The organism is Brevundimonas sp. (genome assembly GCF_031082345.1).
Lineage (GTDB): Bacteria > Pseudomonadota > Alphaproteobacteria > Caulobacterales > Caulobacteraceae > Brevundimonas.
Genome location: NZ_JAVHLH010000068.1, coordinates 1 through 11,630 on the forward strand (window position 1 = coordinate 1; position 11,630 = coordinate 11,630).

Annotated in this window: 14 protein-coding genes; 10 read left to right on the forward strand and 4 right to left on the reverse strand. The window is 70.1% G+C overall.

Features of this window, described 5'->3' with window-relative positions; genetic code table 11:
- Nucleotides 1–397, forward strand: a 397-nt coding sequence (locus RDU12_RS06345) for an ABC transporter ATP-binding protein (protein ID WP_308684295.1), incomplete at its 5' end; no start/stop codon positions are given.
- Here RDU12_RS06345 and RDU12_RS06350 read toward each other — a convergent pair.
- Nucleotides 388–2,421 carry a lytic transglycosylase domain-containing protein gene (locus RDU12_RS06350; RefSeq protein ID WP_308684296.1) on the reverse strand — a complete coding sequence of 678 codons (2,034 nt, stop codon included), beginning with the start codon at nucleotides 2,419–2,421 and terminating at the stop codon, nucleotides 388–390. The two genes, RDU12_RS06345 and RDU12_RS06350, sit on opposite strands and share 10 nt — an antisense overlap.
- 112 nt (nucleotides 2,422–2,533) lie before the next feature.
- Here RDU12_RS06350 and dapA point away from each other — a divergent pair, with 112 nt between their 5' ends.
- Both dapA and smpB read left to right on the forward strand, forming a co-directional pair.
- The gene (gene dapA, locus RDU12_RS06355) at nucleotides 2,534–3,418 is read left to right on the forward strand and encodes a 4-hydroxy-tetrahydrodipicolinate synthase (protein ID WP_300291988.1); all 885 of its coding nucleotides are present in this window, start codon (nucleotides 2,534–2,536) and stop codon (nucleotides 3,416–3,418) included.
- A gap of 200 nt (nucleotides 3,419–3,618) precedes the next feature.
- Nucleotides 3,619–4,089: an SsrA-binding protein SmpB gene (gene smpB, locus RDU12_RS06360; RefSeq protein ID WP_300291986.1), complete on the forward strand. Its 471-nt coding sequence runs from the start codon at nucleotides 3,619–3,621 to the stop codon at nucleotides 4,087–4,089.
- Here smpB and RDU12_RS06365 read toward each other — a convergent pair.
- The 3 genes from RDU12_RS06365 to RDU12_RS06375 form a co-directional block, all read right to left on the reverse strand.
- On the reverse strand, nucleotides 4,086–4,238 hold the full coding sequence (locus RDU12_RS06365; RefSeq protein ID WP_300291984.1) for a hypothetical protein: 153 nt from the start codon (nucleotides 4,236–4,238) through the stop codon (nucleotides 4,086–4,088). The two genes, smpB and RDU12_RS06365, sit on opposite strands and share 4 nt — an antisense overlap.
- 185 nt (nucleotides 4,239–4,423) lie before the next feature.
- The gene (locus tag RDU12_RS06370; protein ID WP_300291981.1) at nucleotides 4,424–5,065 is read right to left on the reverse strand and encodes a uracil-DNA glycosylase; all 642 of its coding nucleotides are present in this window, start codon (nucleotides 5,063–5,065) and stop codon (nucleotides 4,424–4,426) included.
- The gene (locus tag RDU12_RS06375) at nucleotides 5,062–5,631 is read right to left on the reverse strand and encodes an NYN domain-containing protein (protein WP_300291979.1); all 570 of its coding nucleotides are present in this window, start codon (nucleotides 5,629–5,631) and stop codon (nucleotides 5,062–5,064) included. Before RDU12_RS06375 ends, RDU12_RS06370 begins: the two co-directional genes overlap by 4 nt.
- On the opposite strand from RDU12_RS06375, the gene folK reads away from it, so the two are divergent.
- From folK to acpS, 7 genes are all read left to right on the forward strand, one after another.
- A complete protein-coding gene (folK, locus tag RDU12_RS06380) occupies nucleotides 5,630–6,187 on the forward strand; it encodes a 2-amino-4-hydroxy-6-hydroxymethyldihydropteridine diphosphokinase (RefSeq protein ID WP_308684297.1) in 558 nt (185 codons plus the stop codon). The genes RDU12_RS06375 and folK overlap by 2 nt on opposite strands.
- Nucleotides 6,188–6,272: 85 nt before the next feature.
- Nucleotides 6,273–6,632, forward strand: coding sequence for a DNA-directed RNA polymerase subunit omega (rpoZ, locus tag RDU12_RS06385; protein ID WP_300292042.1), 360 nt, complete (start codon nucleotides 6,273–6,275; stop codon nucleotides 6,630–6,632).
- 137 nt (nucleotides 6,633–6,769) lie between these two features.
- Nucleotides 6,770–8,926 (forward strand): bifunctional (p)ppGpp synthetase/guanosine-3',5'-bis(diphosphate) 3'-pyrophosphohydrolase, encoded by a 2,157-nt coding sequence (locus RDU12_RS06390; RefSeq protein WP_300292038.1) that lies wholly within the window; start codon nucleotides 6,770–6,772, stop codon nucleotides 8,924–8,926.
- A gap of 35 nt (nucleotides 8,927–8,961) precedes the next feature.
- Nucleotides 8,962–9,705 (forward strand): LOG family protein, encoded by a 744-nt coding sequence (locus tag RDU12_RS06395; protein ID WP_300292040.1) that lies wholly within the window; start codon nucleotides 8,962–8,964, stop codon nucleotides 9,703–9,705.
- 38 nt (nucleotides 9,706–9,743) lie between these two features.
- Entirely contained in the window at nucleotides 9,744–10,328 is a 585-nt protein-coding gene (gene pyrE / locus RDU12_RS06400) for an orotate phosphoribosyltransferase (protein ID WP_308684298.1), read from the forward strand.
- Between the two features lie 10 nt (nucleotides 10,329–10,338).
- Nucleotides 10,339–11,076 carry a pyridoxine 5'-phosphate synthase gene (locus RDU12_RS06405; RefSeq protein WP_308684299.1) on the forward strand — a complete coding sequence of 246 codons (738 nt, stop codon included), beginning with the start codon at nucleotides 10,339–10,341 and terminating at the stop codon, nucleotides 11,074–11,076.
- On the forward strand, nucleotides 11,073–11,474 hold the full coding sequence (acpS, locus tag RDU12_RS06410) for a holo-ACP synthase (RefSeq protein WP_300293608.1): 402 nt from the start codon (nucleotides 11,073–11,075) through the stop codon (nucleotides 11,472–11,474). Before RDU12_RS06405 ends, acpS begins: the two co-directional genes overlap by 4 nt.
- Nucleotides 11,475–11,630 lie beyond the last annotated feature (156 nt).

Below are 11,630 nucleotides of genomic sequence, written 5' to 3' on the forward strand. Positions count from 1 at the left end.
TCTGGCGGATCGCGGCGTAGCCGAGATGTCCGGGGGCGAGCGCGCACGCGTGCTGCTGGCGCGCGCCCTGGCGACGGACGCCGCGGCCTTGCTGGTCGACGAGCCGATCGCCGGGCTCGATCCGGAAGCCCAGTTGATGGTGCTGGAGCGGCTGCGAGCACGGGCCGACGCCGGACAGGCGGTGCTGGCCAGCCTGCACGACCTGCCGCTGGCGGCGCGGTACGCCGACCGGGTGGTGGTGCTGGACCGGGGGGCGGTCGCGGCGGACCGGCGGCCGCTGGCGGCCCTGACGCCCGACATCCTCCGGCGGGTTTTCGGCCTGTCGGCCGACTGGATCGAAGGACCGGACGGACCGCTGCTGTCGGCCCGGCGGGGGCCGGCGCCGGTTCACTCGTAGGGGCGCGGTCCCGCCGCAGCGCCGCGGCGCAGGTCGTCGGACAGGGTCAGGGGCGCCGATCCGCCGTTCAGCCGGGCCTTGTAGATCGACATGTTCTCCATCACCCGCATCATGTAGTTGCGCGTCTCGGTGAAGGGCGCGCATTCGATGAAGTCGACCGGATCGACCTGGCCGCCGCGCGGGTCGCCGCAACGGGCGATCCATTGCGGGGGGCGGGCCGGGCCGGCGTTGTAGCCGACCGTGGTCAGCAGCATCGAGCCGCCGAAGCGGTTGGTCAGGTCGCCGAGGTGATAGCTGCCCAGCGTCATGTTGTAGTCCGGATCCCACAGGCGTTCGGCCGAGAAGGGCATGCCCAGCTGGCGCGCGACCATGGCTCCAGTCGAGGGCAGGAACTGCATCATGCCGCGGGCGTCGGCGCCGGAGCGGGCGCGCGGGTCGAAGCTCGACTCCTGTCGGGTAATGGCGAGGGTGAACTCGAGCGGCGCGGCGCCGGCGACCTGGGGCGGAATCCGGATCGGATACTGGCGCTCGGGCATCATGAAGCCGCGCTGGCTGGCCGCGCGGCCGACCATCATGGCGGTGAAGCCTTCGCCATAGCCGCACGACAGGTCCATCAACAGGGCGAGTTCGGACGCGCCGGGCAGGTCGTCGTCCAGCTGGTAGGCGAAGACCCGGAACAGGCTGGCCTCGCCGGTCTCGCCGAGGATGCGCAGGGCGCGGACCACCTCATTGGCCTCGAAGGCGGCGCGCTCGCCCGCGCTCGGCGCGGGATCGCCGGGCAGGGTCAGGGTGGTGATGCCGGCCTTCTCGGCGGCGAGCTGGCCGTAGAAGCTCTGGATGTGCTGCGCGCCGTCGCGATAGAATTCGACCGCCGCCGGCGTATTGCCTTGCGCCTCCGCCGCCCGACCCAGCCAGTACATGGCCCGGCCCTGGGTGATCGGCGTCGAGGACGACTGGCGCAGGATCTCGAAGTGATTGGCGGCGCGGGCGGGATCGTTGAGCTTGGTCAGGGCGACCCAGCCGGCGAAGAATTCGGCGTCGACCTTGCGCTCGCCCGAGGGAAAGCCGTGGCCGGCCATGGAGTCATAGGCGGCCTGCCAGTTGCGGCGCTCGAGGGCGTCGAGGAAATAGTTGCGGCGCTCGCTCCACAGGGTGTTCTGCCCCTCGGTGTGCGACGGCGCCGGGGGCAGGGCGGCGAGCAGGGCGAAGCCTTCGGACTGGCGGCTCTGCGAGCGCAGGATGCGCACTCGCTCCAGCGCCACGGCCGGGTCCATCGCCTGCGACGGGCTCAGTCCTGCGACAACGGCGTCGGGGCTGTAGGCGGTGCGCAGCGCCATCGCCGCCTCGGCCACCGCCCGGCGCTCGGGCGAGACCATCTGGCTCATCGCCCGCGTCGCCGGCCCGTGCGGACCGAGCAGCAGCATGTTCAGCCGCGCCTCGTGATCGGCCTGGGTCAGCCAGCCGCCCCAGCGGGTCAGGATGCGGGTCTGGAGCGCCTCTTCGAACGAGCGATTGCGCCACCAGTCGGTGATCAGGGCGCGGGCCTCGTCGCGGCGGCCGCGCTGTTCCAGGGCGTCGGCCAGGGCGATGGCGCCCTCGGCCGTGGTCGGCGCCGACCGGGCGAACAGGGCCATGGCCGCGTCCGGCCCGGCGTAGGCCAGATCCAGCGCGCGCTCGGCGGCTTCACGGCGGCTTTCGCCCCGGGGCCAGCCGGCGAAGGCCGTCTGGGCGACGGCGAGATCGCTGTACGGCAGTTGCGGGGCCGAGGTGTCGAGCAGGGCCCATTCGACCAGCTTGCGGGCGACCGGGTCGCCGATCCGGGCCGCCGTGTCGCGCGTGCCGACCACGTCCCGGGCCCGGGCCTGCTCCAGCCCCTGGCGGAAGAGGGCGGTGTCCTGATCGTTCAGCGTCCGCGCCTGCGTCCCCTGCGGCGCGACGGCCGAATAGGGCGTGGCCTGCGGAACCAGCGATTCGGGCGCGGGGGCGAGCAGAGCCAGGGCGGCCGCGAGGCTGGTAGCAATCATGCCGTGTCCTATTCCCATTTTCCGAGAGTTGCGGCGGCGTCGCCGGCAACCTAACCTCCAACGCTTCGCTTCGGGGCGCGTCGCCCCGTTCCCACGCAGGACCATCGTTTCAATGACCGCCCCCTTGTTCAAGGGCGTGATCACCGCCCTGATCACACCACTTCGTGACGGAAAGGTGGACGAAACCGCCTTCAGGACGCTGCTGGAACGCCAGATCGCGGCCGGAGTTCACGGCGTCGTCCCGATGGGCACGACCGGCGAGAGCGCCTCCCTGCATCTGGACGAGCACAAGCGGGTCGTCGAACTGTGCGTGGAAGCAGCCGCGGGCCGCGTCCGCGTGATCGCCGGCGCGGGCTCCTCGGCGACCGACAAGTCGATCGAACTGGTCCGCCACGCCAAGACCGTGGGCGCCGACGGGGCCCTGGTCGTCACCCCCTATTACAACCGGCCCTCCCAGGCCGGGATGGCGGCGCATTTCGAGGCCATCGCCGAGGCGGTCCAGCTGCCGGTGTTGCTGTACAATGTGCCCGGGCGGACGGGCGTGGACCTGGCCAATGAGACCGTGGCGCGGCTGGCGGCCCATCCGAACATCGTCGGCATCAAGGACGCGACGGGCGATCTGGCCCGGGTCAGCTGGATGCGGGCCAATATCCGCGCCCCGCAGTTCGACCTGATCTCGGGCGACGACCCCAGCTATCTCGGCTACCACGCCCAGGGCGGGGTCGGGGTGATCTCGGTGACCTCCAATGTCGCGCCGGAGGCCATGGTGGCGCTGCACGAGGCCGCCGCCGCCGGCGACTACGCCGCGGCGCGCGACTGGCAGGACCGGTTGATCGGCCTGCACAAGGGGCTGTTCCTCGACAACTCGCCGTCGCCGGCCAAATACGCCCTGGCGCGTCTGGGCCTGTGCACCGAGGAGGTGCGCCTGCCGCTGGCCCCGACCGCCGACGCCGTGAAGCCGGCCATCGACCGGGCCATGGCCGAGGCGGGTATTTAAACCCGGGTGGAACCCGAAAACACCGTCCGAACCGTCCGAACCGTCCGAACCGTTCGATCCGTCCGCTGCTGAAGCGGGATGTCGACCATGACAGGACCTGCGGAACATGGCGGGGAGCATAGCAGCCAGTTGCGTCAGAATCGGACGTAGGCCCCGGCGACGGCTTCGCGGGGGCGAGCGGAGCGTGTAGGAGGGCCGGAATGGCCGCCGAGAAACCCAAGACCAAGATCATCGCCGAGAACCGCCGGGCGAAATTCGACTATTTCCTCGAGGACTACATCGAGGCCGGCATCCAGCTGCTCGGCACCGAGATCAAGGCGCTGCGCGACGGCCGGGCCAATATCGCCGAGAGCTATGCGGCGGTGGAGGGGCGCGAGATCGTGCTCGTGAACGCCGACATCCCGCCCTACAAACAGGCCAACCGCTTCAATCACGAGCCGCGCCGGCACCGGAAGCTGCTGCTGCACCGCAAGCAGATCGACAAGCTGATCGGCGCGGTCCAGCGCGACGGCCAGACCATCATTCCGGTCAAGCTGTACCTGAACGAGGCGGGCAAGGCGAAGCTGGAGATCGCCCTGGCCAAGGGCAAGAAGCTGCACGACAAGCGCGAGGCCACGGCCCAGCGCGACTGGCAGCGCGACAAGGCGCGGCTGATGAAGGAACGCGGCTAGAGGGTCGAGGCGATCGGCTGGGCGTCGAGCACGTCCGGCATCGATACCGTCGCCTGTTCCGCGCCCCACGGGCCCAACGACGGCCCGGTCAACTGCTGGATCATCATGGCCGCCGCCGCGATCACGGCCGCCGCCAACAGCGCCCACATGGCCGCCTTCCGCTCCTGGCGACTGAAAGCGCTTGTCCTCGTCCTGCTCATCACAACCTCCCAGGTCCCGCGGATTCAAACGCGGGTTCGGCGACGCCGTTCCTGGAGGTTGGAGGCTACACCCGACGACCGCTGATTCGCGTGGCGCGGGAACCACAGTCGCCTCCTGGGCGACCGATGTTCGATCACGATTCGATGAGCGCGCGGGCCCGGCGGAAGACATCCTCGAACATCCCGGCCGTCAGGCGTCCGGTGTTCGTGTTGAGGCGGGAGCAGTGGTAGCTGTTCAGCAGCACATAGGGGCCGATCCCGGCCTGGGCGCCATGGCCCGCCGGCATGGCGCTGGCCGGCCGGCCCAGGGCCTTCAGCACATTGCGGCGCGACACGTCGCCGAGCGTCAGGATGACCCTCAGCCGGGGCAGGGCGGTCAGCCGCGACTGCAGAAACGGCCGGCAGGTCGCCTCCTCGACCGGCAGGGGCTTGTTGCCGGGCGGCGCGCAACGCACCGCATTGGTGATCATGCAGTCGACCAGCTCCAGGTCGTCCTCGCCGTTCGGGTCATAGGTCCCGCGCGCGAAGCCGGTCTTCAGCAGCGTGTCGTACAGCAGCCAGCCCGCGTGATCGCCGGTGAACGGCCGCCCGGTCCGATTGGCCCCGGTTCGGCCGGGGGCCAGGCCCGCGACCAGCAGCCGGGCCTCCGGATCGCCGAAGGAGGGCGCGGCGCCGTTCCACCAGCCCGGGTTCTGACGCGCGTTTTCGAGCCGATACTCGACCAGACGGGGACAGAGCGGGCAGTCGCGCGGCGCCTCGGGCGGCGAGACCGTCATTGATCGAATACCCGGCTGTTCGGGGCGGCGCCGGCCGTCCGCGGCCGTCCGATCTCCGGCAGCAGGTCCTGCAGTTCGACGAAGGCGTCCGCCTGGCGCCGCAGCTCATCGGCGATCTGCGGCGGCTGGGTCTTCATCGTCGAGACCACGGTGACCCGCACCCCCTTCGCCTGGACGGCCTGCACGAGCCGGCGGAAATCGCCGTCGCCGCTGAACAGCACCATGTGATCGACGTGCGGGGCCAGCTCCAGCATCTCGACGGCGATCTCGATGTCCATATTGCCCTTGGTCCGCGAATGGCCCTGGGCGTCGGTAAAGCGCTTGACCGGCTTGGTCACCACGCTGAAGCCGTTGTAGTCGAGCCAGTCGACCAGCGGCTTGATCGGCGAGAATTCCTCGCCCTCGATCACGGCGGTGAAATAATAGGCGCGAACCAGAACGCCGTTCGCGCGATACCTATCCAGCAGCTTGCTGAAGTCGAGGTCCGCATTCAGCGCCTTGGCGGTTGAATACAGATTGGCCCCGTCGATGAACAGGGCGATGCGCTCGGTTGGACAAGGCGTCATGGAAATCAGTTCCGACAATATGGACGTCCCGGTCTCCGTGGAAATGGACGGCGACCTCGACCTGGACGCAGCCGTCATCGTCGCGCTGGGCTGCAATGACAAGGGGGCGTGGCGGGATTGCCGCGAGGCGCTGGAGGCGGCGCTGGCCCGCTTCCGCTCCGAGGGGATCGACGTGCTGCTGCGCTCGTCGTGGTGGCGCTCCAGGGCCTGGCCCGATCCGGACGATCCGCCGTTCCTGAACGGCGTGGTCATCGTCCGCACCGCCCACGATCCGCATGCTCTGATGGCGGCCCTGGGCCGGATCGAGGAGGCGTTCGGCCGCCGCCGGGACGCGCGGAACGCGCCGCGCACGCTGGACCTCGATCTGATCGCCTATGGCCGCCTGAGCGGCGACCTCGACGGCCTGATCCTGCCGCACCCCCGGGCGGCGGACCGGAAGTTCGTCATGGGCCCGCTGGCGGAGATCGCGCCGACGTGGGAGCATCCGGGCGGGGGCCGCGCGGCTGACCTCGCGCACGCGGCGCCGATCGGGCGAGACGCGGCCCCGGCGCGCTGATCGCCTCATTCCCGCCCATGCGGCGTTGCACAATGGCGTCCAACCCTATATTTTGTGCGGTTCTCCCCCGCGCTCGAGGATATTCATGGCCCGCGTCACTGTCGAAGACTGCATCGAGAAGGTGCCGAACCGTTTTGGTCTGGTTCTCCTGGCCGGGCACCGCGCCCGCTCCATCGCCAACGGCGCGCCGCTGACGATCGATCGCGACAACGACAAGAACCCGGTCGTGGCCCTGCGCGAACTGGCCGACGACACCGTCGCCCCGGCCGAGCTGGAAGAGGCCATCATCGTCACGCTGCAGCGTGTCGACGAGCGTACCGAAGCCGAGGACGAGGCCGAGGTCGTCGCCCTGCTGGCCGAGCCGCAGCACATGAACATGGCGGAAGCCGAGCTGATCCGCGCGCTGCAAAGCGACCGCGACGGCGGGCAGGAGGAGCGGTACTGACGGCTGAACCCGCCAAAGGTATCACCATCCTGCCGGCGCGGACTTCGCAGCCCGCGCCGCCTCTGAACGCCGCCAATCTCAACGACCCGGAGGATGATCGTCCTCCGGTCGACGCCTCGGAGCCGACCAAGGCCCCGGTGCTGCGGCAATTCGAGCTGGTCGAGGCGGTCAAGGCCTATGATCCGACCGCCGACGAGGCGCTGCTGAACCGCGCCTACGTCTATGCGATGAAGATGCACGGCTCGCAGCTGCGGGCCTCGGGCGATCCCTATTTCGCCCATCCGATCCAGGTTGCCGGCATCCTGACCGACTACCGGCTCGACACCGCCACCATCGTCACCGCCCTGCTGCACGACGTGGTCGAGGACACCTCGGCGACCCGCGACGACATCGCCGGCATGTTCGGCGAGGAGGTCGCCTCGCTGGTCGAGGGGGTCACCAAGCTGTCGCGGCTGGAGCTGCAGGCCGAACACACGCGCCAGGCCGAGAACCTGCGCAAATTCATTCTCGCCATCTCCAAGGACGTCCGCGTCCTGCTGGTCAAGCTGGCCGACCGTCTGCACAACATGCGGACGCTGAAGCACGTCCGGCCCGAGAAGCGCGAGCGGATCAGCCGCGAGACCCTGGAGGTCTACGCCCCGCTGGGCCGGTCGATCGGCATCCACTCGATCGCGTCCGAGCTGGAGGAGCTGGCCTTCGAGCACCTGAACCCGACCGCCCGGACCGCCATCGAGCGCCGGCTGGAGGCGCTGAAGCTGGAGCACGGCCAGGCCATCGACGGCGTCGCCCGCGAGGTCGAGCGGGTGCTGGAGGAGGCGGGCGTCCACGCCCATGTGTTCGGGCGCCAGAAGACGCCCTATTCGATCTGGCGCAAGCTGCAGCGCAAGTCCGTGGGCTTCTCGTCCCTGTCGGACATCTACGGCTTCCGGGTCATCGTCGAGGCCGAGGACGACTGCTACCGCGCCCTGGGGGTGATCCACCGCGCCTGGCCGATGGTGCCGGAGCGGTTCAAGGACTTCATCTCGACGCCCAAGTCGAACAACTACCGCTCGCTGCACACCACCGTGGTCGGGCCGTCGGGGCTGCGCATCGAGATGCAGATCCGCACCGACGCCATGGATCGGGTGGCCGAGGACGGGGTGGCGGCTCACTGGGCCTACAAGAACATGGCCTACGGCTTCGACCACGAGGCCATGGCCGCCCAGGGCGGGCGCGATCCGCTGCAGAACCTGCGCCACCTCGTGCAGGTGATCGAACACGGCGAGGGCGGCGAGGACTGGGTCGAGCACGCCAAGCTCGAGATGTATCTCGACCAGGTCTTCGTCTTCACGCCCAAGGGGGCGCTGATCACCCTGCCGCGCGGCGGGATGCCGCTGGACTTCGCCTACGCCGTCCACACCGAGGTCGGGGATACGGCGGTCGGGGCCAAGATCAACGGCGAACTCAAGCCGATGCGGACCCAGCTCCAGAACGGCGACGTGGTCGAGATCATCCGCGGCGCCAAGCGCGAGATTCCGGTCGACTGGCGTTCGCTGACGGTGACCGGCCGGGCCCGCTCGGCCATCCGCCGCCATATCCGCACCTCCGAGCGCGGCGAGTTCCAGAAGCTGGGACGCGCCACCCTGGAGCAGACCCTGACGCGCGCGGGCAAGACCGACGTCGAGCTGACGCTGCGCCCGGCGCTGGAGCAACTGGGCTTCGCCAACGACGACGACCTGTACGAGGCCATCGGACGAGGGCGGGTGTCGGCGGCCAAGATCGGCGAGATCCTGTTCCCGGCCCTGAAGGGGCGGCTCAAGGCCGGACCGGACCGCAAGCGCATCGGCGACGAGCAGGGCCGGCTGTTCGTGCGCGGCGGCGGACTGACGCCCGGCGTCAGCGTGCATTTCGGCCACTGCTGCTCGCCCGTGCCCGGCGACCGCATCGTCGGCATCCTCGAGCCCGAGGCGGGCCTGACCGTGCACACCATCGACTGCCAGCGGCTGGAGGAGTTCGCCGACGACGACTCGGTCTGGCAGGACCTGCAGTGGACGCCGCAGGCCGAGCAGGGGGCCGTCGCGGCCGCCCGTATCCGCGCCACCATCAGGAACGCGCCCGGCGTTCTGGGGCAGGTGGCGACCATCATCGGCGAGGCCGGCGGCAACATCCTGAACCTGGTCATGAGCCACCGGCAGCAGGACTTCTTCGACGTCGACATCGACATGGAGGTCGAGGACGCCAAACACGCCACCGCCATCATGGCGGCCCTGCGCACCAATCCCTCGGTCGACACTGTCGAGCGGGCGCGCGGGTGAGCGCTGAAGGCGAAGACGCGCCCAACGCGGCGCAGATGGCCTCGCCGTCCTACCGGCTGGCGGCGCTGGACCCGGATTTCATTCTCGACGACTCCATGCGCGGCGTGCGCTTCATGATGGAGTACGCCAAGGCCGAGCAGGCGCTGCGCGCCTGGGGCGTCCGCTCGACCATCGTGGTGTTCGGCAGCGCCCGCATCGGCGAGAACGGCGACGGCCAGCACGGGCGCTGGTACGCCGAGGCCCGCGCCTTCGGCCGCCTGGCCTCTGAACGGGGCGGGGCGATGCACGGAGCCGACGGTCATCCGCGCGACAATGTCATCGCCACCGGGGGAGGCCCGGGGATCATGGGCGCGGCCAATCGCGGCGCCGCCGACATCGGGGCCCCGTCGGTCGGCTTCAACATCACCCTGCCGGAAGAGCAGGAGCCCAACCCCTGGTCGACGCCCGAACTGACCTTCCGCTTCCACTATTTCGCCATGCGCAAGATGCACCTGGCCATGCGCGCCAACGCCCTGGTGGTGTTCCCCGGCGGCTTCGGCACCTTCGACGAACTGTTCGAACTGCTTACCCTGCGCCAGACCCGCAAGTCCCCGGCCATTCCCATCGTTCTGTTCGACCGGGCCTACTGGAGCTCGGTGATCAATTTCGAGGTGCTGGCGAAGCACGGCATGATCGCCCCGACGGACGTGGACCTGGTGGGCTACGCCGACGACGCCGAGGGGGTGTGGAGCGAGCTGCTGCGCCGCGGCCTCCGTCCCGGCTGCGCCATCGGCGCCTGAGCCTTCTATCCGGCCCGCGAACGGGTTAGGGAACGGCCATGACCTCAGACGACGTTCTCTCCGAATTCCGCGACGCCGGCGCCCTGCGCGAGGGGCATTTCGTGCTGTCCTCGGGCCTGCACAGCCCGGTCTTTCTGCAGAAGAACCTGGTGTTCATGGACGCGGCGCGCTGCGCCCGGCTGTGCAAGGCGCTGGCGGAGAAGATCACGGCGGCGGTCGGCCCGGTCGATGTGGCCATTTCGCCGGCGGTCGGCGGCATCATCCCCGGCTATGAGACCGCCCGCTGGCTGGGCGTGCCGTCGATGTACGTCGAACGCGAGGGCGGCGCCTTCAAACTGCGCCGCGGCTTCCACGTCGAGCCGGGCCAGAAGGTGGTCATGGTCGAGGACATCGTCACCACCGGCCTGAGCTCGCGCGAATGCATCGCGGCCATCCGGGCGGCGGGCGGCGACGTCGTGGCCGCCGCCTGCATCGTCGACCGCTCCGGCGGCCGGGCTGACGTCGGCGTGCCGCTGGTGGCCCTGGCGACGCTGGACGTGCCCGCATACCCCGCCGACGCCCTGCCCCCCGAACTGGCCGCGCTGCCGGTCGAGGACCCGGGCAGCCGCCGGCTGGCCAAATAGGAGAGCGACGATGGTTTCGCCGGTGCGTCTGGGGATCAACATCGACCATGTGGCCACGGTCCGGAACGCCCGCGGCGGGTCGCATCCGGACCCGGCGCGCGCAGCGCGGGAGGCGCTGGCGGCCGGCGCCGACGGCATCACCGCCCACCTGCGCGAGGACCGGCGCCACATCACCGACACCGACATCGAGGCGCTGAGCGAGCTCTGCGCCGTCGCCGGGCGCCCGCTGAACCTCGAAATGGCGGTCACCGACGAGATGCTGACCATCGCCCTGCGTCACCGCCCGCATGCCGCCTGTCTGGTGCCCGAGCGGCGCGAGGAGGTGACGACCGAGGGCGGTCTGGCCGTCGCCGGTCACGAAGGGCGCATCGCTCCGGTGACGAAGGCGCTGGCCGACGCCGGCGTGCGCGTGTCGCTGTTCATCGAGCCGGCGCTGGAGCAGGTCGAGGCGGCCCGGGCCGTGGGCGCCCAGGTCGTCGAGTTCCACACCGGCCGCTACTGCCTCCTGTCCGGTGATGAACGGGCGGTGGAGTTCGCGCGTCTCCAGGCCGCCGCCAGCCGCGCCGCGGATCTTGGCCTCGAGGTGCACGCCGGCCACGGGCTGGACTATGAGACCGCCGCCGACATGCTGGCCATCCCCGAGGTCCGCGAGCTCAACATCGGTCATTTCCTGATCGGCGAGGCCGTCTTCGTGGGCCTGACCACGGCCATTCACCGGATGCGCGCGGCGATGGACGCCGCGTCGTGATCATCGGCGTCGGCGCGGACCTGACGGATATCCGGCGCATCCAGGCCTCGATCGACCGGTTCGGCGAGCGCTTCACGCGGCGCTGCTTCACCGACCTGGAGCGGACCCGGTCGGACCGCAAGCCGGACCCGGCCTGGAGCTACGCCAAGCGGTTCTCGGCCAAGGAGGCCTGCGCCAAGGCGCTGGGCACCGGCGTGCGCAAAGACGTCTACTGGCGCGACATGGGGGTGGTGAACCTGCCGTCCGGCCAGCCGACGATGGCCCTCACCGGCCACGCCGCGGAGCACCTGGCCCGACTGACGCCCGCCGGTCACGAAGCGCGGATACACCTGACGCTGAGCGACGAACACCCGTACGCACTCGCCTTCGTGGTGATCGAAGCCTTGCCGATGGCTTAATCACGTTATACCGCTTCTGCCGCTGAAAGACCGCGGGCAGCGGCTGGGGGACAGGGTCAATATGAGCGACGAGAACAAGCCGCACGACGAACACGGCCATGACGCCGGGCACGGTCACGACGACCACGCGCCCGCCGCGCCGGCGCACGACGAGCC

What these genes read in the sequence shown, in the direction of transcription:
- RDU12_RS06395 (WP_300292040.1), top strand. Translation starts at nt 8,962, where the DNA reads ATGGCCTCGCCGTCCTACCGGCTGGCGGCGCTGGACCCGGATTTCATT.
- rpoZ (WP_300292042.1), top strand. Translation starts at nt 6,273, where the DNA reads ATGGCCCGCGTCACTGTCGAAGACTGCATCGAGAAGGTGCCGAACCGT.
- RDU12_RS06405 (WP_308684299.1), top strand. Translation starts at nt 10,339, where the DNA reads ATGGTTTCGCCGGTGCGTCTGGGGATCAACATCGACCATGTGGCCACG.
- RDU12_RS06375 (WP_300291979.1), bottom strand. Translation starts at nt 5,631, where the DNA reads ATGACGCCTTGTCCAACCGAGCGCATCGCCCTGTTCATCGACGGGGCC.
- RDU12_RS06370 (WP_300291981.1), bottom strand. Translation starts at nt 5,065, where the DNA reads ATGACGGTCTCGCCGCCCGAGGCGCCGCGCGACTGCCCGCTCTGTCCC.
- smpB (WP_300291986.1), top strand. Translation starts at nt 3,619, where the DNA reads ATGGCCGCCGAGAAACCCAAGACCAAGATCATCGCCGAGAACCGCCGG.
- folK (WP_308684297.1), top strand. Translation starts at nt 5,630, where the DNA reads ATGGAAATCAGTTCCGACAATATGGACGTCCCGGTCTCCGTGGAAATG.
- RDU12_RS06365 (WP_300291984.1), bottom strand. Translation starts at nt 4,238, where the DNA reads ATGTGGGCGCTGTTGGCGGCGGCCGTGATCGCGGCGGCGGCCATGATG.
- dapA (WP_300291988.1), top strand. Translation starts at nt 2,534, where the DNA reads ATGACCGCCCCCTTGTTCAAGGGCGTGATCACCGCCCTGATCACACCA.
- RDU12_RS06350 (WP_308684296.1), bottom strand. Translation starts at nt 2,421, where the DNA reads ATGATTGCTACCAGCCTCGCGGCCGCCCTGGCTCTGCTCGCCCCCGCG.
- pyrE (WP_308684298.1), top strand. Translation starts at nt 9,744, where the DNA reads ATGACCTCAGACGACGTTCTCTCCGAATTCCGCGACGCCGGCGCCCTG.